16 protein-coding genes and 4 pseudogenes are annotated in these 25,524 nt (G+C 52.8%); 16 read left to right on the top strand and 4 right to left on the bottom strand.

The window, feature by feature from the left end; all coding sequences use genetic code 11:
• The first annotated feature begins 467 nt into the window (after positions 1 to 467).
• The 7 genes from dnaA (at position 468) to GPOALKHO_RS08875 (ending at position 8,612) form a co-directional block, all read left to right on the top strand.
• Positions 468 to 1,862: a chromosomal replication initiator protein DnaA gene (gene dnaA, locus GPOALKHO_RS08905; RefSeq protein WP_406702203.1), complete on the top strand. Its 1,395-nt coding sequence runs from the start codon at positions 468 to 470 to the stop codon at positions 1,860 to 1,862.
• 2 nt (positions 1,863 to 1,864) lie between these two features.
• Complete coding sequence (gene dnaN, locus GPOALKHO_RS08900) at positions 1,865 to 2,965, top strand: DNA polymerase III subunit beta (protein ID WP_406702201.1); 1,101 nt, start codon at positions 1,865 to 1,867, stop codon at positions 2,963 to 2,965.
• Between the two features lie 30 nt (positions 2,966 to 2,995).
• Positions 2,996 to 4,090 carry a DNA replication/repair protein RecF gene (gene recF / locus GPOALKHO_RS08895; protein ID WP_406702200.1) on the top strand — a complete coding sequence of 365 codons (1,095 nt, stop codon included), beginning with the start codon at positions 2,996 to 2,998 and terminating at the stop codon, positions 4,088 to 4,090.
• 18 nt (positions 4,091 to 4,108) lie between these two features.
• Positions 4,109 to 6,523, top strand: a complete 2,415-nt coding sequence (gyrB, locus tag GPOALKHO_RS08890; RefSeq protein ID WP_406702199.1) for a DNA topoisomerase (ATP-hydrolyzing) subunit B — start codon at positions 4,109 to 4,111, stop codon at positions 6,521 to 6,523.
• A gap of 406 nt (positions 6,524 to 6,929) precedes the next feature.
• On the top strand, positions 6,930 to 7,139 hold the full coding sequence (locus GPOALKHO_RS08885) for an HAD hydrolase family protein (protein ID WP_406702197.1): 210 nt from the start codon (positions 6,930 to 6,932) through the stop codon (positions 7,137 to 7,139).
• A 372-nt stretch (positions 7,140 to 7,511) separates the two neighbouring features.
• On the top strand, positions 7,512 to 7,637 hold the full coding sequence (locus GPOALKHO_RS08880) for an HAD hydrolase family protein (protein WP_406703471.1): 126 nt from the start codon (positions 7,512 to 7,514) through the stop codon (positions 7,635 to 7,637).
• An 810-nt stretch (positions 7,638 to 8,447) separates the two neighbouring features.
• Positions 8,448 to 8,612 carry a hypothetical protein gene (locus tag GPOALKHO_RS08875; protein ID WP_406702196.1) on the top strand — a complete coding sequence of 55 codons (165 nt, stop codon included), beginning with the start codon at positions 8,448 to 8,450 and terminating at the stop codon, positions 8,610 to 8,612.
• Between the two features lie 1,278 nt (positions 8,613 to 9,890).
• Here the strand turns inward: GPOALKHO_RS08875 and GPOALKHO_RS08870 are convergent.
• Positions 9,891 to 10,082, bottom strand: a complete 192-nt coding sequence (locus tag GPOALKHO_RS08870; protein ID WP_406702194.1) for a hypothetical protein — start codon at positions 10,080 to 10,082, stop codon at positions 9,891 to 9,893.
• A gap of 365 nt (positions 10,083 to 10,447) precedes the next feature.
• On the opposite strand from GPOALKHO_RS08870, the pseudogene GPOALKHO_RS08865 reads away from it, so the two are divergent.
• Both GPOALKHO_RS08865 and ibpB read left to right on the top strand, forming a co-directional pair.
• A pseudogene (locus GPOALKHO_RS08865) lies at positions 10,448 to 10,540 on the top strand (heat-shock protein IbpA); the annotation flags it as partial.
• 145 nt (positions 10,541 to 10,685) lie between these two features.
• Positions 10,686 to 11,141 (top strand): small heat shock chaperone IbpB, encoded by a 456-nt coding sequence (ibpB, locus tag GPOALKHO_RS08860; RefSeq protein ID WP_406702192.1) that lies wholly within the window; start codon positions 10,686 to 10,688, stop codon positions 11,139 to 11,141.
• Positions 11,142 to 11,409: 268 nt separating this feature from the next.
• Here ibpB and GPOALKHO_RS08855 read toward each other — a convergent pair whose 3' ends face one another.
• Positions 11,410 to 12,411 carry an AI-2E family transporter gene (locus tag GPOALKHO_RS08855; protein WP_406702191.1) on the bottom strand — a complete coding sequence of 334 codons (1,002 nt, stop codon included), beginning with the start codon at positions 12,409 to 12,411 and terminating at the stop codon, positions 11,410 to 11,412.
• A 213-nt stretch (positions 12,412 to 12,624) separates the two neighbouring features.
• Positions 12,625 to 13,257 (bottom strand): annotated as a pseudogene (locus tag GPOALKHO_RS08850) (NAD(P)-dependent oxidoreductase); the annotation flags it as partial.
• A gap of 268 nt (positions 13,258 to 13,525) precedes the next feature.
• On the opposite strand from GPOALKHO_RS08850, the gene GPOALKHO_RS08845 reads away from it, so the two are divergent.
• From GPOALKHO_RS08845 to GPOALKHO_RS08830, 4 genes and pseudogenes are all read left to right on the top strand, one after another.
• The gene (locus GPOALKHO_RS08845; protein WP_406702189.1) at positions 13,526 to 13,681 is read left to right on the top strand and encodes a hypothetical protein; all 156 of its coding nucleotides are present in this window, start codon (positions 13,526 to 13,528) and stop codon (positions 13,679 to 13,681) included.
• A 461-nt stretch (positions 13,682 to 14,142) separates the two neighbouring features.
• Positions 14,143 to 15,057, top strand: a complete 915-nt coding sequence (gene glyQ, locus GPOALKHO_RS08840) for a glycine--tRNA ligase subunit alpha (RefSeq protein ID WP_406702187.1) — start codon at positions 14,143 to 14,145, stop codon at positions 15,055 to 15,057.
• A 9-nt stretch (positions 15,058 to 15,066) separates the two neighbouring features.
• Complete coding sequence (gene glyS / locus GPOALKHO_RS08835; RefSeq protein ID WP_406702186.1) at positions 15,067 to 17,136, top strand: glycine--tRNA ligase subunit beta; 2,070 nt, start codon at positions 15,067 to 15,069, stop codon at positions 17,134 to 17,136.
• A gap of 1,162 nt (positions 17,137 to 18,298) precedes the next feature.
• Positions 18,299 to 19,154 (top strand): annotated as a pseudogene (locus tag GPOALKHO_RS08830) (PTS mannitol transporter subunit IICBA); the annotation flags it as partial.
• 414 nt (positions 19,155 to 19,568) lie between these two features.
• On the opposite strand, the gene sodA reads toward GPOALKHO_RS08830, so the two are convergent.
• Positions 19,569 to 20,186, bottom strand: coding sequence for a superoxide dismutase [Mn] (sodA, locus tag GPOALKHO_RS08825; protein WP_406702184.1), 618 nt, complete (start codon positions 20,184 to 20,186; stop codon positions 19,569 to 19,571).
• Positions 20,187 to 21,195: 1,009 nt separating this feature from the next.
• Here sodA and GPOALKHO_RS08820 point away from each other — a divergent pair.
• The 3 genes and pseudogenes from GPOALKHO_RS08820 to GPOALKHO_RS08810 all read left to right on the top strand — a co-directional run bounded on the left by GPOALKHO_RS08820 (position 21,196) and on the right by GPOALKHO_RS08810 (position 24,996).
• Positions 21,196 to 21,366 carry a hypothetical protein gene (locus GPOALKHO_RS08820; protein WP_406702183.1) on the top strand — a complete coding sequence of 57 codons (171 nt, stop codon included), beginning with the start codon at positions 21,196 to 21,198 and terminating at the stop codon, positions 21,364 to 21,366.
• Between the two features lie 1,232 nt (positions 21,367 to 22,598).
• A pseudogene (locus tag GPOALKHO_RS08815) lies at positions 22,599 to 23,729 on the top strand (aldehyde dehydrogenase family protein).
• 880 nt (positions 23,730 to 24,609) lie between these two features.
• Positions 24,610 to 24,996 (top strand): hypothetical protein, encoded by a 387-nt coding sequence (locus GPOALKHO_RS08810; protein WP_406702181.1) that lies wholly within the window; start codon positions 24,610 to 24,612, stop codon positions 24,994 to 24,996.
• The last annotated feature ends 528 nt before the right edge of the window (positions 24,997 to 25,524 follow it).

Here is a 25,524-nt window from a genome sequence, read left to right as displayed (position 1 = left end):
CTGAACACCCGTGTTCCGGCCAGAACTCCGTCCAGCAAGTTGGATAGAACAGACGTCACGCGCAGAATTGGGAATTATACAAGGTTCGCGCAAAAACGCAAGGATCATGCAGGATCTACTCTATTCCTGGCACACATGTCCGCGATCCCGACTGAAAAATTTAGACTACACTTAATTTCTCGTCGATCATAAGGCTTACTTTTTATCCAACGGGATAGAATCAGGTACATGCCAAAGCGCTCGATCACCCTGTGGATAAAAAGGTTGAAAACTGTGTAGAAAAGGAGGATCTGCGGCACGGTTTGCGTTATGATCCGCACTGCCTGACGGGATTTCCACTAAAATCCGTTGCGGGAAAACCGTTTAAGGCGGTTCGCAGGTTGCACAGCAATCTGTGTCAAAAGATGGGCCTGAATCATACAGTTTTGTTTCTTTTCTTTTTTGTTCTTGTTCGATTGGAGTCCGCCGTGTCACTTTCGCTTTGGCAGCAATGTGTTGCCCGGTTGCAGGATGAGTTACCTGCCACAGAATTCAGTATGTGGATACGCCCCCTACAGGCGGAGCTGAGTGACAACACTCTGGCACTTTACGCCCCTAATCGGTTCGTGCTGGATTGGGTGCGGGATAAGTATTTGAACAACATCAATGGGTTGCTAAATGATTTTTGTGGCACCGATGCGCCGCTACTTCGCTTTGAGGTGGGTAGCAAGCCGCTGCGAATGGCTGTGCTTCAGCCCGCGAGCCATCACGCCAGCGGGCTCACGTCCCAAGCGGTGATCACCTGTCCGCGGCCCAGTCGGCCAAGCTGGGATAATACTCCACTGCAATCGGAGCTTTCTTATCGTTCCAACGTGAATACCAAACACAACTTTGACAATTTCATTGAGGGTAAATCGAACCAGTTGGCGCGCACCGCGGCGCGGCAGGTCGCCGACAATCCCGGCGGCGCTTATAATCCGCTGTTCCTTTACGGTGGCACTGGTTTGGGCAAGACCCATCTGCTGCACGCGGTGGGCAATGGAATCATAGCGCGCAAGGCCAATGCCAAAGTGGTGTATATGCATTCAGAGCGCTTTGTCCAGGATATGGTCAAGGCATTACAAAATAACGCCATCGAGGAATTTAAACGCCATTACCGGTCGGTAGGCGCGTTGCTTATCGATGATATTCAGTTTTTCGCCAATAAAGAGCGCTCGCAAGAGGAGTTTTTCCATACCTTCAATGCACTGCTGGAAGGCAATCAGCAGATTATTCTGACTTCCGATCGCTATCCCAAAGAAATAAACGGCGTCGAGGACAGGTTGAAGTCGCGTTTTGGCTGGGGGCTGACGGTGGCGATTGAGCCGCCGGAGCTTGAGACGCGCGTGGCGATATTAATGAAGAAAGCTGATGAGAACTCGGTTCGCCTTCCGGGGGAAGTGGCTTTTTTCATCGCCAAACGTTTACGTTCCAACGTCAGCGAAATCGAAGGGGCGTTGAACCGCGTCATTGCAAATGCTAACTTCACCGGCCGGGCGATTACCATTGACTTTGTGCGCGAAGCGCTGCGAGATCTCCTAGCACTACAGGAAAAGCTGGTCACTATTGATAATATCCAGAAAACCGTCGCTGAATACTATAAAATCAAGGTGGTCGATTTGCTCTCCAAGCGGCGTTCACGCTCGGTGGCCCGCCCCCGACAGATGGCGATGGCGTTATCGAAAGAATTAACCAACCATAGTCTGCCAGAAATTGGCGACGCGTTCGACGGACGCGATCACACAACAGTGTTGCACGCCTGCCGGAAAATCGAGCAATTGCGTGAAAAGAGCTGCGATATTAAAGAGGATTTCTCCAACTTAATCAGAACATTGTCTTCCTAACTATGAAATTTATCGTTGCACGTGAGCATTTGCTTAAGCCCCTGCAACAGGCCAGCAGCCCGTTGGGAGGTCGCCCCACATTACCGATTTTGGGTAACCTGCTATTGCAGGTGACGGAAGACCGCTTGCATCTGACAGGTACCGATTTGGAAATGGAAATGATTGCGCGGGTGAAGCTGAGCGCCGATCATGAGCCGGGCGCCACCACGGTGCCGGCGCGCAAGTTTTTTGATATTTGTCGCGGTTTGCCGGAAGGGGTGGAAATTGCCGTGACGTTGGAAGGTGAACGAATGCTGATTCGCTCGGAGCGCAGTCGCTATTCGCTTTCCACGCTGCCCGCCTCCAACTTTCCTAATTTGGAGGATTGGCAAAGCGAGGTGGAACTTACTCTGTCGCAGTCAATTCTGAAACGATTGATCGAATCGACACAGTTCTCGATGGCTCATCAGGATGTGCGTTACTATTTCAACGGTATGCTCTTTGAAACCGAAGGCGAGAAATTGCGTACCGTGGCCACCGACGGGCACCGCCTGGCGGTCTGCACCATGTCCGTTGGCGAGGCGCTGCCGCCCCACTCTGTCATTGTGCCACGCAAAGGGGTGATAGAGTTGGTGCGCATGCTGGACGGCGGCGAAAACCCCGTCAGGCTGCAAATCGGCAGCAACAATATTCGCGCCAGTGTCGGTGATTGTATCTTCACTTCCAAGCTGGTCGACGGCCGTTTCCCTGATTATCGCCGCGTGTTGCCAAAGAATCCCGATAAAACTCTTGAGGCGAGCTGCGATGTGCTCAAGCAAGCCTTCACTCGGGTCGCCATCCTCTCTAATGAAAAATTTCGCGGCGTGCGGCTTTATCTCAGCGCCAATCAGCTGAAAATCACCGCTAATAATCCCGAACAGGAAGAAGCGGAAGAGATCCTCAATGTCGTTTATCAGGGCAGCGAAATGGAAATCGGTTTCAACGTCAACTATGTACTTGATGTGCTAAACGTCCTGAGATGCGAAGAAGTGCGGCTGCTGCTGACCGATGGGATGTCCAGTGTGCAGATTGAAGACAGCGCCAGCCAGGCAGCTGCCTATGTTGTTATGCCGATGCGTCTGTAGCCACGTGGTAAAGTAAGGTAGTGTGAGTTAATGGCTCTGTCGCGTCTGTTGATTCGTGATTTTCGTAACATCGCCTCCGCCGATTTGTCCTTGGCCGCCGATTTTAACTTTCTAGTGGGCGGCAACGGTAGCGGGAAAACTAGCGTTTTAGAGGCGATCTACACGCTTGGCCACGGCCGTGCGTTTCGCAGTGTGCAATCTGGGTGCGTTATTCGCCATGAGCAGTCGGAGTTTGTGCTGCACGGGCGTATTGATGTCGGAGAGACCGATGCGCGCGCGACTTCTGTTGGGTTGTTGCGAAATCGACCGGGCGACAGCACAGTGCGTATTAACGGCAGCGATGGTCATAAGGTGGCGGAACTGGCCCAACTCTTACCAATGCAGCTAATTACGCCTGAGGGGTTCACACTGCTTAACGGTGGCCCTAAATACCGGCGCGCATTTATGGACTGGGGCTGTTTCCATAATGAACCGGGTTTTTTTACCGCCTGGAGTAACCTGCGTCGGTTGCTAAAACAGCGCAATGTCGCTTTGCGTCAGGTCAGTCGTTATCAGCAGCTGCGCGCGTGGGATCAGGAGTTGATACCGTTGGCGAATCGCATCAGTCAATGGCGCTCCGACTACAGCGAGGCTATCGCGACGGATATTAGCGCCACCTGTGCGCAATTTTTGCCGGAGTTTCGCCTTGATTTCAGCTTCCAGCGCGGCTGGGACAAAGAAAGCGATTTTGGCGAGCTGCTGGAACGCCAGTTCGAGCGTGATCGCGCGCTGACCTACACCACGTTGGGGCCACATAAAGCGGATTTCCGGGTCCGTGCCGAAGGCGTACCGGTGGAGGATATCCTCTCGCGCGGTCAGCTGAAATTATTAATGTGCGCTCTGCGTTTGGCGCAGGGCGAATTCCTGACTCACCGGAACGGCCGGCGTTGTCTGTATCTTATCGACGACTTCGCTTCCGAACTTGACACTGAACGTCGCCGCTTATTGGCGGAGCGTCTAAAAGCCACTCAAGCCCAGGTTTTTGTCAGTGCGGTCAGTGCGGATCAAATCCGTGATATTACCGATGAAAAGGGAAAGATATTCAAAGTGGAACAGGGTAAAATAAGCCTCCAATCTGGAGTTTAAAATGAGCAGGAAACGTTGATGTCGAATTCTTATGACTCTTCAAGTATCAAAGTACTCAAAGGACTGGACGCGGTACGTAAGCGCCCGGGTATGTATATCGGCGATACCGATGATGGTACCGGTCTGCATCATATGGTATTCGAGGTTGTGGACAACGCTATTGACGAAGGCCTTGCCGGTCACTGCAAAGAAATCGTGGTCATGATCCACGAGGATAATTCGGTTTCCGTCCAGGATGATGGTCGCGGTATTCCGACCGGCATTCACGAAGAGGAGGGCGTCTCCGCCGCCGAAGTCATCATGACCGTACTGCACGCAGGTGGGAAGTTTGACGACAACTCTTATAAAGTGTCTGGTGGTTTGCACGGCGTCGGCGTGTCGGTGGTGAACGCCTTGTCGGAAAAACTCGAGCTGATGATCAAACGCGAAGGCAAAGTGCATCAGCAGATCTATAATGGCGGCGTGCCGCAATCGCCGCTGGAAGTGGTTGGCGAGACCGACCAAACCGGCACCACCGTGCGGTTCTGGCCGAGCTTTGCCATTTTCACCAATAACACCGAGTTCCAGTACGAAATCCTAGCTAAGCGGCTTCGTGAGTTATCCTTCCTTAACTCCGGGGTGTCTATTCGTTTGCAGGACAAGCGAAACGACAAAGAAGATCACTTCCATTACGAAGGCGGCATTAAGGCTTTCGTGGAATATTTGAACAAGAACAAAACGCCTATCCACCCAAACGTGTTCTATTTTTCTACTGAAAAAGACAGTATCGGCGTGGAAATCGCACTACAATGGAACGATGGGTTCCAAGAAAATATTTACTGCTTCACCAACAATATTCCTCAGCGAGATGGCGGTACCCATCTGGCCGGCTTCCGCGCCGCCATGACCCGTACGCTGAATTCCTATATGGATAAAGAGGGCTACAGTAAGAAGGCCAAAGTCAGCGCCACCGGTGACGACGCCCGTGAAGGTCTTATCGCCGTCGTTTCGGTCAAGGTGCCGGATCCCAAGTTCTCTTCCCAAACTAAGGACAAGCTGGTTTCCTCTGAGGTGAAATCTGCGGTGGAGTCATTGATGAATGAACGACTAGTCGAGTATCTGCTGGAACATCCCAACGATGCCAAAATTGTTGTGGGTAAAATCATCGATGCCGCCCGCGCCCGCGAAGCCGCCCGTAAGGCGCGCGAGATGACCCGCCGCAAGGGGGCGCTGGATCTGGCCGGTTTGCCCGGTAAACTGGCCGACTGCCAGGAGCGTGATCCGACGCTGTCCGAGCTATACCTGGTGGAGGGTGATTCCGCCGGCGGTTCCGCCAAACAGGGCCGCAACCGCAAAAATCAGGCGATATTACCGCTGAAAGGGAAGATTCTTAACGTTGAAAAAGCCCGCTTTGACAAAATGCTCTCTTCCCAGGAGGTCGCTACGCTGATAACTGCCCTCGGCTGCGGTATCGGCCGTGATGAATATAATCCGGATAAACTGCGTTATCACAACATCATTATCATGACCGATGCCGACGTCGATGGTTCTCATATTCGCACCCTGTTGTTAACCTTTTTTTATCGTCAGATGCCGGAAATTATCGAGCGCGGCCATGTATTTATCGCCCAGCCGCCGCTGTATAAAGTCAGGAAGGGAAAGCAGGAGCAATACATTAAAGATGACGAGGCGATGGACCAGTATCAGATAGCGCTGGCGATGGATGGCGCTACACTGCACGCCAACGCCCATGCCCCGGCGCTGGCCGGTGAGCTTCTGGAGAATCTGATCGCCGAACATTATGTCGTGCAAAAGATGATAGGCCGCATGAAGCGTCGTTTCCCGTGTGCGCTGCTTAATCATCTGATTTACCAGCCGGTGTTGACTGAAGCACAGCTGCATCATCAGGAGCAGGTTACGAGCTGGATAGCGTCGCTGGCGCAAGCGCTGAATGAAAACGAAAAGCACGGCAGCAGCTATAGCTTCAAAGTGCAGGAAAATCGCGAGCATCAGCTGTTCGAGCCTCTGATGCGCGTGCGAACGCATGGCGTCGATACCGATTATCTGCTGGATTACGATTTTATCCACAGTGGTGAGTATCGCAGACTGGTGACGCTCGGCGAAAAGCTCAGCGATCTCATCGAGGCAGATGCCTATATCGAGCGAGGTGAACGCCGCCAACCGGTTACCAGCTTTGAACAGGTGTTGGAATGGCTGGTAAAAGAGTCGCGTCGCGGCCTGGCAGTGCAGCGCTATAAAGGGCTGGGCGAAATGAACCCAGAACAGTTGTGGGAAACTACCATGGACCCGGATAGCCGGCGCATGTTGCGCGTCACGGTGCAAGACGCCATCGCCGCCGATCAGCTTTTTACCACACTGATGGGGGATGCGGTCGAGCCACGGCGCGCGTTTATTGAAAAGAACGCGCTAAAGGTGGCGAATATCGATATTTAACGGCGGCTACGTGCCTCTTCAACATCAGGGAATCAGCGCCAGGATTTTACCCCGTTTAACCGATAAGCGATATTGACCCACGCGAAGGCAGCTTATTGCGCCTCCCACAACCAGGGCGGTGGATCATTACGCCGGCGTTGATCAGGATGGCACTCTATTCACTGAGCGTTCTGGCTCTCCGCTTAATAAAATCGCCTCTCTCTTGTCATGGCTCAAAATTATCCCTGGCGGATGCTATGGCAATACCGATCGCCAATATCGCCGGCGCGACAACGGTTGACAGCGTTGTCGGGTCATATAGGTTAAAGTAATCGCTTCCCTATGCTCCAAAGCGCTTAAAAACAAATGGCAGGCATTATTTATGCTTGTGGCGCAATCCAATAGGATACGATGGCGATAAAATTGATTGCAATTGATTAAATCACGAAATACCCCGGCACTGAAGAGACTATCGGCCGCGGCACCCGAGGACGTTTACGTTGTGCTGGCGACCGGCAGGCCTTGTATTGGTATAAAACGGTGTCTTGTGGAGCTGAGTTTACGAGTAGATGGGAATTCCTGTATTATCAATAACGGCGCGCTGGTAGAGCGAATGGTAGACGGGTCGCAATGGTAGACGGGTCGTATATTTCGCAAACAGCGTTGGACATTAACGATTACCACTACCAGGAGGTTTTGTCCCGGTAACGTGAGGTCCATTTCGCAAAGCGAGAGCCATTGTACCGTTTATAAAGCCTTATTAACCAGCATATCTTTTAAGTTTCGTACCGTTGCGGAAATGGGTACGTCACTACGCTTCCCGAAAGTCATGATGATAGACGATCCTGATATTCTGAATACGGCCATCAAATGCATCCCGCAGGAAGCGTTCTAGCGCTATACAATTATGAAAACGCACCTTACTTATCCGGAGTGGCTAAGCAAATAGGGCAATAAGGGCACGGCAGCAAAAGCATTGGCGGAACATCTGAGATTGAATCGTGATGAGGTGATGACTCTTGGCGATCAGCCTAACGATCTGGCAATGATTGAGTATGCCGGCACCGGCGTAGCGATGGGAATACCTTCGATGAAATCGAAGCCACTAGTCAATTTGTCACCCGGACCAATCTAGAAGATGGTTTGGCGCTAGCCATTCAGAAATTTGTCCTGGAAATTTGTCCTGGACACGTAGCCGTCCGCTGGTGTTGGGTCTGAACCAAGGCTGTCTTTCACCGGGTGAGTAAAGCGCGATCCATATTTCGGCAAACAATAATGGTGCAACAATTTAGGTCGGGTTTCGCTATCAACGCTCATTGTTGTGCGATAAATCTTCAGGGCCCAGGTCGTGTAGAAAAGCTGTTAAGTACTCTCTTAGCAAAACCGAACTATTAGGCCAGCAGATCATGTAAGTATATTCCTGGCAGCGGGTTGCTCCTGAAGCAGAATTATGTGAGGAATTTAGTACACCGCGCAATATCATTCGCGAAGTCTTGCGTTCGCTGACGGCTACGTGGTTCATCGAGATTATCCGTTATCGCGGTGCGTTCGTCACCGCGCGCAACAAATGGAACTATTTGTAGAGGTGTCCTACAGTGGGTGCTCGCCTGTGATTGTGATCCACGGTTTATCGCGTTCATGACCGAAGTGCGGAATCTGGCGGAGCCACCATTACACGCTGGGCTGCTGAACGAGCCACCTTCAGCGAAGTGGCCGTTTATTGAGGACGTTCTCAATGGCATGATAACTAACCATAACAATCGCTATGCATGCAACGAAGCACATGTTCGTTTTCACGAAGCAGTGCCCGATGTCGTGCATCATCTGATTTTTCAGCAGCTGGGCGTGGTAATAAGTTCGCGTGCTATGTTTTAACGTACCTCTATACCTGATGAAGGCAATATGCCCCGCATGTTGCGGGAACATCAGAACCTGTACGATGCTAATGGGCGCGGTTTTACCCTGGTCGTCAGCGACGTTGACCGCCAGCAACCGAAAGCAGTACGGTTACCGTTTGGTGCTGTCTTTGCTCGCAGGCGACCAACAGGGGAGTGGCGCCGCACGCCAGGTTGGGTATAACGGTCGGGTGGGTAAATCGTACCAGCGCTAATGAGCTCTATACACAGCCCCACACAAGTGCGCTGGTACCAGTGCGATCGTGGGCCTTGACCGGCGTCGCCGAATGGGCCAGCAGTAGAGCTGTCCGGCCCAGATATCCCTGGTGTTGAGCTCGCTTTGCGGGCAAGGCAAAGCGCCGTGAGCGCGCTGATGTGATTTCCCGTCGCCGCCAGTCCCAGCACCGTCTAGCTCTGATGATCTCGGCTGTTGTTTCGATCCAGTCGCGTGCACGTCGGCAGTATCCTAATAACCAAGCTATGGCCATATCTCTTGCCGTTAAGTGCAGCAGGGTACGATCTCTAGCGTCCCGCTGCGTCACTGGCATGTGGGGATATGTGAGCGGGGTATTCACCATCCGGTACTGACCATTGATGACCGCCCGCGTAACACGCAATGGCTGCGGGCGTTCTGCGCCGCAATGGCGATGACGGGATGCTTTAGCAGCATTTCGACCGCAAGAACTGATCAGTCGTCACAGCCCGCCACAGCGCGAAAAGGCTCTCCCAGTTGGCCTGATCGCGCACTGGCGGCCGTCTTGGATCAATGCTGTTACCCGCTGACGGACCCTACGCTGCCGTCGACATCGGCGCGTTATTACCCTGACGGCATATCGTGCCGAGGGCACAAGGGACGGCGCAGAAATGCGGCGTCCAGCGCGCTATCGCCTTGCAGCGCCACCTGTATCAGCATCCGTCGTTAGTTTCAGGGCAAGCCAGCAGTGCCTGCGCCAGCGGCAAGGTGTCGCCAACAGCGTGGCCAGCAGGTCGTCCTCACCGTTGCACATCAAAAGCGTCATCAGGTGTCTGATGCCAACGTCCGGTTTATCACCTGGGCTATATTAATCCGCTGAGCTGGCAAAAGTGCAGTAGCGGCAGGCTATGCTGGTCAATGAGCGCGGTGATGGCCTTCGGTAAACACTCAGCCGATAGCGCCGGTAGGCTTGGCGAGCGGGAGCGTAGATGGGGATGCGCTTGCGATATCACAAACAGGCTGCGGAGATCGAGTTTGGAAAAATGAGACTCAAAAGTTCGGGCAGGTATCCATAAACTATCCCGGCGCCCGGCCGCGCAGGGGTCAGAGGACCATCAATTGCCGGAAGAGCTATCATTCTCGTGCGTCTGAAGCCGCGCTCAACGAAGAGTAGGATGGCTATAGCACCGACATATAAGACGGCCTGAGTTGGCTTAGTCGCCCTTAAGTGGAGTTGTGCACTCATGCATGGTGGCTGTTCAACATGCGCGAACGGGGAGGCTCCTCATCGGTATTGATATCACGGCAGAAAAGTAGTCATAGGGTAACAACATACCGCTGAGAATGGTAAGTCTATGGCCGCCAGTGGGCGGATGCACCAGTTACTGTCTTTGTCGCGTAAAACCTGCATACTGGCGCGAGTGCCGGGATCATAGCCCTGATAGGGGCCGGTATGCGCCATGATGCTGGAGTGCCCGCTAGTGCCAAGCACGGTGCATCCTGTTGTTACGACAAATAAGACTTTTCTTAGCATAACCTATTCCGCATCCGTTGGGTTTACACTCGCAAAGCAATCTGCTCTCAGGATCAAATGAAATTACGCTTGAACCACCCTGCTAAGCTACAGCAATCAGTGTAATAGAGATTAAACAAACCCAATGTAAATTTTACCTGATATTTTTTCTCATTGCCTCTTGAAAAACCAAGCAGCGATCCCATTTTCGTTTACGAGGGCAGAAAGGATACACCGTATGGGTATTCCGGTTGCTGACCTGTCTAATAGGAAGGTTATTTGGAGGCGTTTAAAACTACGTGTCATTTCGATTTTTCACCGCTGTACGGACGTCAGTATTTAAAGGCACTGCCGAGCGCAATTTTGAGCGTAAATTCCAATTAGCTGAACATGTACAAATAAAAGGCGCTCAGTTAGCGAATGGCCTGATTTTGTAGGCTGTGAACGCGTGAGAAACCTTAAAGCTGCGCCGTATTGAAATAAATAACGCCCGACGGCAACAATTTCATACGCCCGTCCGTGCAGGATAACTTAACCCGCGGATTGAGTGGGTTGTCTCGCTTCATGAAAGGAGTTAATAGCATGCGTAACTATGATCTTTCCCCATTATTTCGTCAGTGGATCGGCTTTGATAAATTGGCTAGCAATATACAAGACGATTTTCAGGGGGTGAATTATCCCCCGTACAATATTGAAAAAGGTGATGATAATCATTATCGCATTACGCTGGCGCTAGCCGGTTTTACTCAGCAGGAATTGTCGATTGAGCTGGAAGGCCCGCGCTTGACCATTAAAGGTAAACCCGCGCTGACAGACAAAGAGGTGCATTATTTGCATCAAGGGCTTGTCTGCAAAGAATTCTCTCTCAGCTTCACATTGGCGGAGCATATGACGGTAACTCAAGCTGATTTCACCCACGGTCTGCTTAATATCGATTTAGAGCGGCATATTCCCGAATCTTTGCAGCCGAGACGCGTGGCCATTCGGACCTCGACACAGCAGTCGGCACTACAAGATCGCACGCTGGATGCTGAATGAGCCCAAACGGACCGCATCGTTGCGCAGTCCCTACCGCGATACCATTGCGGCGCAACAAGCCCTCATTCGCCTGGCAGGCCTGTTGAGGCACGTTTACCACACCGTCTCGCGACGGGCACGCGCCGCTTCTTCTGACAGAATGCCAATGCCGCGGTTGGTTTTTCCGGTCATTCATACGCAGGTACTGATGGCTGTAATGCCACTTGTGATTCTGCCCTTGATCAAGCCCGGGGAAGTGGTGGTCAGGCACCACCCGCGCGGTCAGCGCTCAGATAAGTTCCTGAGCCCGTAATTCGGTTTTCAGATAGGCGTAATAAATCGGCGCCGCCACCAACCCCTCCAAACCAAACGCCGCCTCGAGGATAAGCATCGCCAGCAGCAGCTCCCAGGATTTGGCATTAATGCTGCTACCGACGATCTCGGCATTGAGAAAATATTCCAGCTTGTGAATCAAAATGAGGTACAGCGCCATCACGCCGCCCGCGCTTAAGGAGATGGAGAGCGCCGAGATGATGGCCATAAAATTGGAAATAAGATTACCAATAATTGGCAGCAGTCCGAAAATAAAGGTTGCCACAATCAGCGTCTTACCCAGCGGCAGATGTACACCGAACAGCGGGAACAGGACCAGAATTATCATGGACGTCAGCAGAGTGTTGACCAGCGATACTTTGATTTGAGCGAAGACGATATTGCGAAATGCCTGAGAAAGATAACGCAGGCGTTCCAGCAGATACCGCGTGAAGCAGGTATTACAACCGGACGGTTTATTGAGCGAAATCACAGCGCCGATTATAAGGCCGATGAAAATAGTAATCAGTCCGTGCAAGAAAGAGCGACCCATATTGCGGATAATGATCAAATTGGATTCGATTAGGGCGAAGAGCTGATCTTTCAGTTCTTCCGCGCTTTCGGGCAGAAGTGAGGGTAGATAATTTGGTATGCGGCTTTTCACATCAGAAAAAATGCGGTTGGTTTCGGCGGTAATGTCGATACCGCGATGAATGTCCGAGGTCAAAAAGCTTACTAAGCTCACGATACTCAGCGTCATGGCAATGACCACAAATGTGGCAATCAGCGTCACCACTACCAAGCGGGCGCGAGCGCTGCCGACCAGCCGTTCAAAGCACGGCGTCAGAGATATAATCACCTCATATGCCAGAAAGCCAGCGATAAAGCATGGAAACAAATGTAGCGGGATGATCAGGGTGATAAAAAGAAACATCAACAGGTAAGAGGTCGCTTTCAACCGTGTTTCACTTACGCTCATTCTTCTTTCCTTTTATTAATGTCCGGTTCCTTTGTTACGCGTTTAGCAAAAAGCATAGGCGGTAATCATAGCACCGACAGCTTAAATCGCAGCGCCATCGGTTGATGCCGAGCGATTGAAATAATGCCACGGTCGTCGCGGGCGGTCACCGGTTCAGAGGTTTAATTTGCCCGCGTTGCCCTGCTTGGCGATGGCCGACGGACGCGATGAACTTCAAACTTGCCAGCGGGGTAATGCCTGATTAAGGGCGGTGATGAGATTGTTCACCGCATCGTCGGCCATATTGTAGAGGGTCTCATGGGTGGCGAGATCAATGTGCGGCAGCACCACGATTATTGGGCAGGCGCAGCAGCGGTAGGTGGGTGGCCGGCAGCGGCTCTTGCTCGAATACATCGAGTCCGGTGGCGAGAAGACGGCGGTTTTCTAGTGCTGTAATCAGCGTTGCTTCATCCACCACCGGGCGGGCCACGGCGTGCATTGATAAGGATGCCGACGGGCTTATTTTCGCTAGTTTGCCGACGTCGATTAAATGGTGCGTCTGTTTCGTCAAGGGTAAAATCAGGCAGATGAAATCCGATTGCGCCAACAAGGTATCGAGAGCGTGGTAATGGGCGTCGTGCCACTATGCTAAGGGCTTTGTGATGGACATTGACGTTGTATCGTCAATGCTGTGCTGCCATTTGCTGGCTTTGACCCGCTCGGCCGATTCAGTCACCCACCGTGCAGTGGCAAGCACCAGCGTCATCAGCGCATGCGCCACGATGTCGATTAGAACGGTCGGGTATGGTATCAGGAGTATACCGCGCGAAGCGCCTGTACATCAAAATAATCCACGGAAATCGTCGAGGTGGCTTTTAGCGCTGGCATGCTGTCAAGCAGGGAATTATTCATCTTGCCGCCGACTCCGATGAGGCCCACCGCGTTCGCCAGGGTCTGCGTGTGTTCTGCATGACGCTAAAATACTCATCGAGACCTTTGAATCAGCATACCACTTTGCATCGCGGGGAACAGACGCGCTGCTGGGGAGGTCAAGACGAAACAAGTAGCGCAGGATGCCTCGCAGTAGGGCTATGGAACGATAACGGAGTCGTGGAGGGTTAATGGGTGATGAAGCGTGCTGCTGTGTGCCGCCAGCGCGCCAGTGCAAGGTGAGGATGAGATGGCCGATTTCCGCATTGAGCGGCTTCGCAATCGGGATGAATCCGCGGTGGTGATAAAATCGGCGGGCGTGGCGGTTGAGCCGGTAAATTTTCAGCATCGCGTAGGATAAGCCTGTTGCCCGCCCATCAGCCCAAGCATGCTGATGGGCGGGCCATGAACAGCGCCTCACCACCTTGTCACGCAACACGCTGAAAGTCGGCCAGGAAAGCCAGCTAGGGCAAATTCCCGCCCTGCCACCCGGGTAAGGGTGGCAGGCAGATAGTCGTCGCGCACCGACAGCAGACTCTCCTGCCAAATAGGAGGGTGGAATGAAAGGATGCACGTAGGTGGCGCTCTTCAGCCACAGCGTCAGCATCGCCGGCAAATCCTGCTGGCGCATTAGGCTGGATCGTGCAAATAAGGTTACATAGACTCCTCTGCTGTTCGGCGAATAAGCGCGACGTTAGCCATTATAGTTAAATCTGCGGCGCGTATTTATAGTTGTTGCCGGATCCGGGCTGTATATCTGAACACCAGAGGGTATACTGGCGCCTTCTCATTACATCCAATTGCAACGCTTGCGAATTCAACATGAAAAAGTTTGATCCCAAGACCTTTCAGGACCTGATCCTGACGCTCCAGGATCATTGGGCGTGTCAGGGCTGCACCATCGTTCAGCCACTGGATATGGAAATCGGCGCGGGGACTTCCCATCCCATGACCTGTCTGCGGGCGCTTGGCCCGGAGCCAATCGCCGCCGCCTATGTACAGCCTTCGCGTCGTCCTAGCGATGGCCGCTACGGCGAAAACCCCAACCGGCTTCAGCATTATTACCAGTTTCAGGTCATCATCAAACCTTCGCCGGAGAATATCCAGGAATTATATCTCGGTTCGCTAAGAGCAGTTGGTCTGGATCCCACCATTCACGATATCCGTTTTGTAGAGGATGACTGGGAAAACCCGACATTGGGGGCCTGGGGTCTGGGCTGGGAAGTCTGGCTTAACGGCATGGAGGTGACGCAGTTTACCTATTTTCAGCAGGTGGGTGGATTGGAATGTCGGCCGGTCATGGGGGAAGTTACCTACGGGCTTGAGCGTTTGGCGATGTATTTGCAAGGCGTCGACAGCGTCTATGATCTGGTCTGGAGCGACGGTCCGCTGGGTTGTACTACCTATGGCGACGTATTCCACCAAAACGAAGTCGAGCAATCGACCTACAATTTTGAATATGCCGACGTGGATTTTCTGTTCATCTGCTTTGAACAGTACGAAAAAGAGACGCAAACCCTGCTCGCCCTTGAAAAACCTCTACCGCTGCCGGCCTATGAACGCATCCTCAAGGCGGTGCACAGCTTCAATTTGCTGGACGCTCGTAAGGTGATTTCTGTCACAGAACGCCAGCGCTATATTCTACGGATCCGCACCTTGACCAAAGCCGTGGCGGAAGCCTACTACGCTTCACGCGAAGCATTAGGTTTTCCGATGTGCAAAGAGAATGAGAAATAAGAGGCAGCCATGACGCAACACACTTTTCTGGTGGAAATCGGCACGGAAGAGCTACCGCCAAAGGTATTGCGCGCTTTGGCTGAGGCCTTCGCCACCCAAATTAGCAGTGAACTTGATGCGGTCAGCGTTTGCCACGGCGAGGTGAGCTGGTTTGCTGCGCCGCGCCGGCTAGCGATTAAGATTGCTGAACTTGAGGGCGCTCAGGCCGATAGCGACGTTGAGAAGCGCGGCCCAGCTGTCGCCAAGGCGTTCGACGCCGACGGCAACCCGACGAAAGCGGCCGAGGGCTGGGCGCGCGGCTGCGGCATTACGGTCAGTCAGGCCGAGCGTCTTACGACTAAGAAAGGCGCATGGCTGGTTTATCGCGCCCGGATAAAAGGGCAGCCTGTGCAGGCCCTGCTGTGTGATATAGTCGGCCGCGCGCTGGGTAAGTTGCCGATTCCGAAAATGATGCGCTGGGGCGATAACGGGACCCAATTCATTCGACCGGTGCATACGGTGACGATGCTGTTGGACGATAGTGTAATACCTGGCAGAGTGCTTGGTATTGACGCCGATCGCCTTCTGCACGGCCATCGCTTTATGGGTGAGCGGGAAATCAGCCTCGAACATGCGGACCGATATGCGCAAGTGCTGCTGGCGCGCGGCCGGGTAATGGCCGACTATTTTCAGCGTAAAGAAATGATTCGTCAATACGTGGAAGCAGCGGCCAAACGATTAGGCGGCGTGGCCGATTTGAGAGATAACCTACTGGAAGAGGTTACCTCGTTGGTGGAATGGCCGGTAGTGCTTACCGCCCGTTTTGAAGAGAAGTTCCTGGCGGTGCCAGCGGAAGCGCTGGTCCACACCATGACAAGCGACCAAAAATACTTCCCGGTGTATGACACTACGGGCAATCTGATGCCGCACTTCATCTTCGTCGCCAATATTGAGTCGAAAGATCCGCAACGGATTATCGCCGGTAATGAAAAAGCCGTCCGCCCGCGGTTGGCGGATGCGGAATTCTTCTTCAATGCAGACCGTAAACAGCGGTTGGAAGATCGCCTGCCGCGCCTGGATTCGGTGCTGTTCCAAAAGCAGCTCGGTACCATGCGTGATAAAAGCGATCGCATCGAAGCCCTGGCGTCCTGGATCGCCGCTAAAATCGGCGCGGATGTGCCGCAGGCGGCGCGTGCCGGCTTGTTGTCCAAATGCGATTTGATGACCAATATGGTGTTTGAGTTTACCGACACCCAGGGCGTGATGGGTATGTATTACGCCCGTCATGACGGTGAGTCGGAAGCACTGGCGCTGGCGCAAAAAGAGCAATATCAGCCGCGCTTCGCCGGTGATGCGCTGCCCACAACGCTGGTGTCCTGCGCGGTGGCCATCGCTGACAAGATGGACACGCTGGCCGGCATTTTTGGTATTGGCCAGCATCCTAAAGGGGATAAAGATCCTTTCGCTCTGCGCCGCGCCGCCCTCGGCGTACTGCGTATTATCGTGGGAAAACAGCTTCACCTCAACCTGCAGACGTTGACGGAAGAAGCTGCGCGCCTGTACGGCGAAAAGCTGACCAACGGCGCGGTGGTGGAGACGGTTATCGACTTCATGCTCGGCCGTTTCCGCGCCTGGTATCAAGAGCAGGGACACAGCGTCGACACCATTCAGGCGGTACTAGCGCGTCGCCCAACCCGCCCGACGGATTTCGACGCCCGTGTGCGCGCGGTGAGCTATTTCCGCACCTTGAAGGAAGCCGCGGCGCTGGCGGCGGCTAACAAGCGGGTATCAAACATTTTGGCTAAAGCCGACGATTCGGCCCACGCGAATCTGCAAGCCTCGTTACTTAAGGATCCGGCCGAAATCACGTTGGCAACCCATTTGGTGGTGCTTCGCGAAAAATTGCAGCCGATGTTCGAGGCCGGACGCTATCAAGACGCGCTAGTGGAGCTGGCAGCACTTCGTGAGCCGGTGGATACCTTCTTTGATAGCGTCATAGTGATGGCGAAGGATAATCAGGTGCGGGCGAATCGCCTGACGTTGCTATCGCAGCTGCGCGAACTATTCTTACGGGTCGCGGATATTTCGCTGTTGCAATAGGCTGCGTGTTGCCCGCCGACACGCATCGGGAAACTGCACTATCATTGTTACTGAGTCAAGGAAGGAGAAGTGAAGGAAGGCGAAATGAATGCCTATACCGGGAAAATGAGTTTTCATTTAGAGAAGTAAATGGTTATGACTTTAGGGGCGCATGAGCCTCTATCGACCGCTTCTGGCAATTCTGGTTTTGCTTTTTGGCGTCTTTCAACTGGGCCAGCCGCGGCAATAAAGAGCCGGAGCGGAGCGGCGGCAGGCCTTTATGCAATGCTTTAAATAGGTTCTGCCGGGCGGTGAACGAATCCTCACGCTGAGCCCGGCGTAAAAGGAGCGGTTTGGCCCTGGCGCCAATGGCTACCAGCTTTTACAAACCGTTAGCGACAAATTCCTTAGCTCGGTTAATGTCTCGCTGGTACCGGTGCTCGATAAAATAAGTTAAATTCGCGTGCCGCAGGATATATGTCCCATCGGCAGACGCTTGCGCAGGTCGGTGCGCTTAATATGCTGGCTCCCGATCTGGCGCGGGCCAAAGACAGCCCAACAATGGCCGCGCTGCACTTAAGCAACCGGAAAAGGTTTACAACCAGGCGTACGACAAGCTGGTAACAGGGCCACTCCGGCGATCGGTACCATCTCCTCTTTGGCGGAGTAGCTGATCTACATGGGGGATTTCCTCGCCATGCAGACGGGACAGGGGTAGCCCAGCCATGAGGGTGGATCGGCAAGCTTCCCAACGCAGCTGCAGGTCAAGCAGTATACGAGCTCATGACCGGCCTGCACGCCGGGCTCAGCAGCTGGTACAGACGCAAAACAGCACAATCGCGCCACTGTCCTGAAAGTGTGGACCGTGCCAACAAGTATTTTGTGATTTAAGTCACGTTTCTATTACAAATTCGCCACCTTATGATGTGAGATAGATCACAATAACTATGTAAATTAAGCTGGTTCCGCATAAATGTGCTTTTATTTCAGCGTTATTTTATGGAGGGCGTCTATGGAGGGCGTCCTCGCGATTAGCATCATAATAATTTATCTAGCTATACTATCGCAAAAGAGCGTGGCGTAGAGTAGTGCTGCTAATAGCAATATCGGCGAATGATGCAACACTACCACAAAAAATTTCACACGCTTTATTGTGTCGCGTGTCTCAATAGTTGGAGTTTTTATGTCTTCTGCAAATATAAAGGTCAGAGCTCAGAACTTTGGCCGCTTTCTGAGCAATACGGTGATACCCAATATTGGCGCCTTTATCGCCCGGGGTATTACATATCCGCCCGGGGTATTACACCGCGCTGTTTATACTTACGCGCTGGACATCAAACGCGACGTTAGCCAAACTGGTCTCGCCAATGATTACCTACCTGCTACCGTTGCTGATTGGCTATACCGGCAGTCAGAGATGGTAGGGGTGATCGTCGGCGTGGGCGGCTTGGCTATCAAACGCTTCGACCGCCTGATTGACGGTAAAATCAAAAAGAGATGCTGGTGAACAACTTCTTGGTATTATCGGTATGTTGCTGGCGATTGCAGCCTCCCTGGCCATTTATCCGCTGGTTGAGCCGTTGTAAAGAGCTCTGGGCGGCCGGCATTCATTTGATGGTGACCCACAACATGCTGCCACTGACTTCCATCTTCGTCGGGCCGACAAAATCCTATTCCTGAATAATGTCATCAATCACGATATCTTCGATGTGTATTCAACAAGTAGCGGAGACCGGGAAAATATCTTCCTGATTGAAGCCAACCCCAGTCCGAGCATGGATGTGCTGTGGCGTATATGCTGTTGCGGTAACGCCAAACAATCCGCCAATGGCGCCTCCATCATCATTTCCTGGGCGATATTCACGAAATTTACTTCCCCTACGTGCTGACAAGCTCGCGTTTATTGATTGCGATGATTCTTCTTGGCGGCATAACCGGCGTTTTCACATTGAATCTCCTGGACAGTGTTCTGGTTTACTCCATTCTGGCCGTGCTAGCCATGATCCCAAAGGCACCTATTCGCTAACCTGGCTGCCATCAAAGATGAATGAGGCCTAGCCGAAGAACATCGGTGTGACTAACAAGCGCCATCAATAATCTTCACGACAATGTGGATTTGGTGATGCGATCTGACCGAGTGCGCGGTGCGTCATACGCCGCAGGCGCAGCATATCTCGCTGAAAATTTTCTCGACAGCCAGCTTTGTAGCGCTTTGACCATGCGTCCGGAAAAGCGGGGATCATCAGTAAATGGTGTGCTCAACGATGGCCCTTTTCGCTACCGAACATCTGGTACGGATCAGCACCAAAAGCGTTCTCCGATCGGCTGCCGCTGAATAGAGGGGCTTGTGCCCGCTTTACCCACCCTTTACCCATGGAAAGGGTAGTATTAATCTACATACTGACACCTTCTTTCGTGTTCGTTATTTGCTGGCGGCGCGCGGCAGGGATAAATCAGACGTGGCTAAAACGTGCGGCCGCTTCATCCCAGCTCACCACGTTCCAAAATGACCTGATGTAGTCCTGGCGACAGTTCTTGTATTTCAAATAATAAGCATGCTCCCATACGTCCAGACCCAAAATTGGGTAGCCGGAGGTACCGGAAATCACTTCACCCATCAGTGGGTTATCCTGGTTGGCGGTGGACACTACGGCCAATTTGCCGTCTTTTTTCACAAGCCAGGCCCAGCCGGAACCGAAACGGGTCGCGGCAGCTTTCTCGAACACTTCTTGAAAAGTGTCAACGCTGCCGAAATCACGCTCGATAGCGCTTTTCAATTCGCCTTGCAAGGTGGTGCCTTGCTTTAGACCCTTCCAGAACAGACTGTGGTTGGCATGACCACCGGCGTTATTGCGCAGTACGGTCTTTTGATTCGCCTGGAACTGGTCTAATTTCTGAATCAGATCGTCGACCGGCAAATTGGCGAATTCCGGCAAGCTTTCCAAGACGCCGTTGGCGTTGTCGACATAGGTCTGATGGTGTTTAGTATGATGAATTTTCATCGTTTCTTTGTCGAAATGTGGTTCCATGGCGTCATAGGCATAGGGCAGGGAAGGTAGCGTAAAGCTCATAACAATCTCTCCATTTCTAATTGAACCGACCCCTCTAAAAGCATGCTAGGGTCTCGTAAGCAATCCGATCATTATAGTTAATTAAACGTTGAATAAAACGTTTATCGGTTACCTTAAAAAGAACATGTTTAACTGATGTCTTCAGCCATCCGCGTCGGATAGGTAAAGACCATAGCGCGCCCAGGTTTACTGAATCCCATCAGCGTTAAGGCCGCAGCGCTCAGCTACCCCTATCACCAGCAGATGGCCGCTTTCTGTGAACTATTTCCTGTGAACTATTTCATAGCTGGCGCGGCTCAGGGTGTTTTCACCTCCGCGCATACCAAGCAATTTATCCAGCGCTGTGTGGCACTCGACGTCTTCGGCGTCATAGTTTAAGTCCCCCTTGGGCGAGATCCAGGCCTCGGCATGGGTGCAGTCCGTATGAGTCGGTCATGAGTTGCATCTCTTGCAATTGCAAGAGCGCTCGATCCAACTGCACCAGGACCAACGTTGCGTGAAGGGTAATAATGGCAGCATGGCAGCGGCTTGCCGATTTCATCCAGTTGCTCTCACCGCGTGTACCGCAACCGGTGTGCCCGGCCAACACCCAACGCTGCACTTTCAAAACCACAACAGCGACTGGAAAGCTCGACCTCCACCTCTAGGCCTTGACGGGTAAGCACGACATCAATATTGTAAATATCCGTCGGCAAGTCGATTATGTCTTCGGATGATGAAAAGACAAAGGTGAAAATGCCCAGTTCTTTCGGCGACGCCATATCACATGGAAGATGCCATTATGGACCAGCGTGACCGATACTTCCTCGTCCAGTCAATACGGCTTCGTTCGATTAGGCCGGCCGCGCGGCGGACGCGTGACTGGCAAATACCCGGTTAGGCGCCATTGGCGTGAAAGTGACGTGTTTCATCAAGGGGTCTCTCCCGTATTCGCCGCAGAACGGCATAATGTAAACAGTTCAGTTAGTTGCGTAATCCGCCGGCCGTTGCTACGATTAATGGAACATCATTGCGGATAAGAATCGAGAGCTATGACCAGGCACTACCTTCAAGATCGCGCCGCTCCGTCGATCAACTCAACATCGCCGCACTGAACGGCAAAGTGATTCTGCAAGTGCCGGCGGCTTTCGTTTATCAAAGCCGCGAAGACACCATCATGCAAAGGCAGCGATGCAAATGATACCAGCGGCTCGCCGGTCTGAAAATCCAGCATAAGGATGTGCAGATACCCGTCAATCGGTTAAAGGTAACGCCATGCTCGGTTCCACTATCACCACGCTATGCGGGCAATATGTTGACCATTCAAGCGCTAACATAGAGCGTAGCACAATCGGTTTGGTGAAGCAAGTGCCGGGGGCGGTGGCGTTTCATTAACTTCGGTGTGGGGTCAACGACGGTTTCCCCTTTGCGCTCGCCCGAGACAGTGCATGCGTTCTTCGAAGTTGAATTTGCCAGGTCGTCTGCGACGACGCCTTGTTGTTATCCATCCGGCGAGGCCGTAGGCCACCCGGCGTTACATGCGCCAAACGGCCCGTGCCGGCACCTTGCTGTCATTTACCGGGGTGCACACCGGCATGATCCCCCATGACCCCGTCGACACGCTAGGATTAAATCTATCGGACGAGCCGTAAAGCCGCCTTTATTCTAGTTAAAGAGCTAGTAGCAAGACCGCTTTTATTTCGCGTTCATGAAACTCATCGACAGCTATTCCTGTCCTTTTGTGTGCAAAATTTCGGTAATTCTGCTTGAGAAAACTTGCCGTTTACGTTGATTCACACGGTGGATAACACGCTATCCAGTGCGATAAACTCGCTAGGTAGTGCGCCGGTATTGATTGATGCGCAAGGTGAAAACACAGCCATCCTTCGCTGATTGCCGAGCATCTGGAATGACCACAGCCTGAACCGGCACCACGGCCGGCTGACGCCAGTGACGCTCTTAGGATAAGAGGATGGGCGGCCTTAGCCGATGGCATCACGTCGGCGGCGCTGTGCGCCGGTGAACGAATGCCATCGCAGCGCAGACGCTCAACAGGAACAGCAGCTATACTACGGAAGGTCGCTGGCTGAACACATCTATGCTGTCGGTGGCGAATGTGGTGGCTGCCTGCATGCTTGGTTTTATCAACGTCCAGCTCTAATGCCCAACGAACTCTGCCGCCGGCGACGGCCGGATTGTATGGCGATGAAACCGTCGCCGCCAGAGTGTAAAGCCGCTCTGATAACCGCAATTTTCCTTTCCGTCAGCCCTGTTCATTGTCTCGACGTGGCGCCAATGTTACAAATATAGCATTTAGCATTTAGACCGCTCATCGCCGCGTGTGTGAAGGAGAGAGTCATGGCGCACAATCCCCTTATCACAAACCCGATTCCCGGCGAATACAGGTATCCTTTTCGGATAAAAACACGCACGCTGTCCGGCGATTATTTTGTCAATTTGACGCCGGTCACCAGCAAGCCGCTGTGCGAGGTCGCTAGTTCCGGTCTAGGCGACATCGATTGACGCTTGACGCCGCCCATGCCGCCCGCCCCGGCTGGGGGCGACGTCGGTACAGGAGCGGGCCGCGCTACTACATCGCATCGCCGACCGCCGCGCTACTACATCGCATCGCCGACCGCATGGAGCAAAACCTTGCGCCGCTGGCAGCGAAATCTGGGATAACTGTAAGCCCATTCGCGAAACCCTGGTGGCCAACGTGCCTCTTGCGATTGGCCATTTCCTCGCCGCTCGTATCCGCGCGCAGGAGGGCGGAATCAGCGAAATCGACGGTGATTACCACTTCCACGAGCCGTGAATTCACCACTGCTGATAGCCTGCTGGAACATGGCACCGGCGCTGGCCGCCGGCCGGTGTTGGTGTTGATGGAGCTCATTGACGATCTGCTGTTGTCGGGTGTGGTCAATGCGGTCAAAACGGAGCAGGAAGCTCGGACATCAGATAATGAACTCGCGCCCCAGCAGAGCACTGGTGCTGACGTCGATTTACGAGCGCTCTATGGGGTGTGCTATCAAGCGGGTTGAGACCAAAAACCGGTAACCCGCTCGATCGTGACACAATGATGCGCGCGCAGGTTTCCAGCGGCTAGCTGGAAACCATCCTCAACTATATTGATGCCAGAAAGCGAGAGGGGGTGGAAATGCTTGCCGGAGGACATCGCAAGCCGATGACGGGTGATTTAGCGGCGAGATATTATCTTGAGCCGACGATTTTGTTCAGCAACAACAGCATGCGGGTTTTCCAAGGAAAATCTTTGTCCAGTGCTTGCGGTCACAACTTTTAAGGATATGGACATGGACGAGGCGCTGGCCCCGGCCAACGACTCTGGTTACGGCCTTGGCGTCGGGGCCTGGAGTCGTGACATCAATACCGCCATACCGGATGGGCGAGGTATTCAGGCTGGGCGCATCTGGTTCAATTGCTATCATACTCATCCGGCCCACCTTGCCTTTGCGGTTATAGGCATCGGGCATTGCTCGGGAAACCCACAAAATGATGCTTGAGTATTATCAGCAAACGAAATGCATGCTGGTCAGCTGTCGATAGCGCGATAGATCTGTTCTGAGCCAAAACGGCGGTCAGGCCGCCGATGCCACCTTGGTAATGTGCTGCGCCGCGCGCCGGCGAATTAAAGCGCCGCATGAGTACGAACCAGGCCAGAACTCTGGCAAATTGAGGAAATTTTGAATCATCTGCTGTCGCTGATGGTATATAAAGTTTTCGCTAGCTCAATACCAAAGGTACGCCAGTACGGCGGAAACGGCGCCCTTGCTGATGTTGCAGGAAAGCAGCGTCAGCCTAGACGCCGAAAGCGCAGAAGCTCATCATGGCGGTCATCCACGAATAGACGCCGGGAGACAGCAGCGTAGCGGCAGTGGCAAGCAGCAAACCGCCGAGGGTGGGGCCGGCGCCTACGTGCGCCGGCCACTATAGCGTGCTAACATGACGTTACACACGATTAAAATATCAGCAGCTGTAAAACCCGCATTCCAGCGGTGAGGCCGTGATCGTCCATTTAAAATTAGATGATAAAACACGACGCTCGCCTGCATCAAAGGCACAAGTCTGCCGCTTTGCAACCAATTTCAGCTCCAACGTTGCTGCGGACACATTTCGTACAATAATAAGCCAAGTTAATCTAACATAACTTTATATTTATCAAGCTGTTAACCGTCTGCTGAGCTCACGGTAATACCGTAGGTGAACATAATTGGATGCTCGCCAATATGCTTAATTCAGCCCCGCTGTTTATGATTATTTCTGGGTATCTGTTCTACGGTGAGCGGGCGGCGACTAAAAAACCTGCTCAGGCTGGTGGCTGTTCACTGTTTTACAGTGCGGTGGGGCTAGATATATGGCTACTCCTATCATATCAGCGCGCATAAGGCGCTGATATGCATGTTGCAAAAGCCGGCATTTTATCATATTGGTACTTTCATACTGCTATCATCCTTTATTCGCTCTCACCATTAATTTTGATCAAAGCATTAAACGCTGGCCTCCTGGCGGTGATTATCCTGCTGGTAGCGGTACTGACAACCCCATAGCTCAGCGCTTCATCTCTGGCAGGGGTCTGGCAGGGGTAAAATTCTCGCCGACAAATTTATTTATTAATGGCGACATGATTTATTATTTTCTGCACGCTATTCTCTGGCATACCATTGGTATGTTGACGCTAGATAACAAACGCGTACCGCTGCTGTCGGCGCTGGCATGCCTGGTTGCCGTTGCGCTGATCACGGCGGGCACTAAAAGCAGCTTATTATTAACGGCGACTTCGCCAATACGTTTTAGAAGTTTTGCGGACCATTAGTCTTTAATCGCCGCAGTGAGTTTGTTTGTCTGATTTAAATCCGTCTTGGACCATCGGCGACGCTAGTTCTACTGTCTTGTGTCTCGCGTCATTCGCTGGGCATTTACGAATTCCACACCTTTATTATTCATTTTCTTCGCGCATATGACCTGGATATGAAACAGTGGGCGATACTGAATATTCCGCTGATTTGCTGCCACGTTGCTGCTAAATATGGGGCTATCGGTAGTGGAAATAGATACCAGACGGTGCATCAGGTAGATGCCGCGGACGGTCGCCGGCGCCGGTGAAGGCGTTTCAGTGGCGTCTCGAGCTTAGGCCGCCATGTACGCCGGCGGCGTCAGCGTTGTCGGTGTAGAGGACGTTATTGCTTGCCGATGCGCCGTCCGTTTGCAGCGTACGGGCAGTCGCCGCTCAGCTCTACGAGTCTTTCAATGCAGTTGACGACCAGAGGTAAAACCGACCCACAGCGCCGCTTTTCCATCCCTGGTGTGTGGTCGTTGCTCGTCTACCGCTAGGCGCAACTGC

It is taken from the genome of Sodalis sp. (in: enterobacteria) (assembly GCF_036327475.1).
Taxonomy (GTDB): domain Bacteria; phylum Pseudomonadota; class Gammaproteobacteria; order Enterobacterales; family Enterobacteriaceae.
The sequence above is the reverse complement of the archived record's forward strand: the minus strand, read 5'-3'. Positions and strand labels throughout refer to the sequence as shown.

Coding starts and splice junctions, on each gene's coding strand:
- ibpB (WP_406702192.1), top strand. CDS start 10,686: ATGCGTAACTATGATCTTTCCCCATTATTTCGTCAGTGGATCGGCTTT.
- glyQ (WP_406702187.1), top strand. CDS start 14,143: ATGAAAAAGTTTGATCCCAAGACCTTTCAGGACCTGATCCTGACGCTC.
- dnaN (WP_406702201.1), top strand. CDS start 1,865: ATGAAATTTATCGTTGCACGTGAGCATTTGCTTAAGCCCCTGCAACAG.
- sodA (WP_406702184.1), bottom strand. CDS start 20,186: ATGAGCTTTACGCTACCTTCCCTGCCCTATGCCTATGACGCCATGGAA.
- recF (WP_406702200.1), top strand. CDS start 2,996: ATGGCTCTGTCGCGTCTGTTGATTCGTGATTTTCGTAACATCGCCTCC.
- GPOALKHO_RS08855 (WP_406702191.1), bottom strand. CDS start 12,411: ATGAGCGTAAGTGAAACACGGTTGAAAGCGACCTCTTACCTGTTGATG.
- glyS (WP_406702186.1), top strand. CDS start 15,067: ATGACGCAACACACTTTTCTGGTGGAAATCGGCACGGAAGAGCTACCG.
- GPOALKHO_RS08875 (WP_406702196.1), top strand. CDS start 8,448: ATGGGCGCGGTTTTACCCTGGTCGTCAGCGACGTTGACCGCCAGCAAC.
- gyrB (WP_406702199.1), top strand. CDS start 4,109: ATGTCGAATTCTTATGACTCTTCAAGTATCAAAGTACTCAAAGGACTG.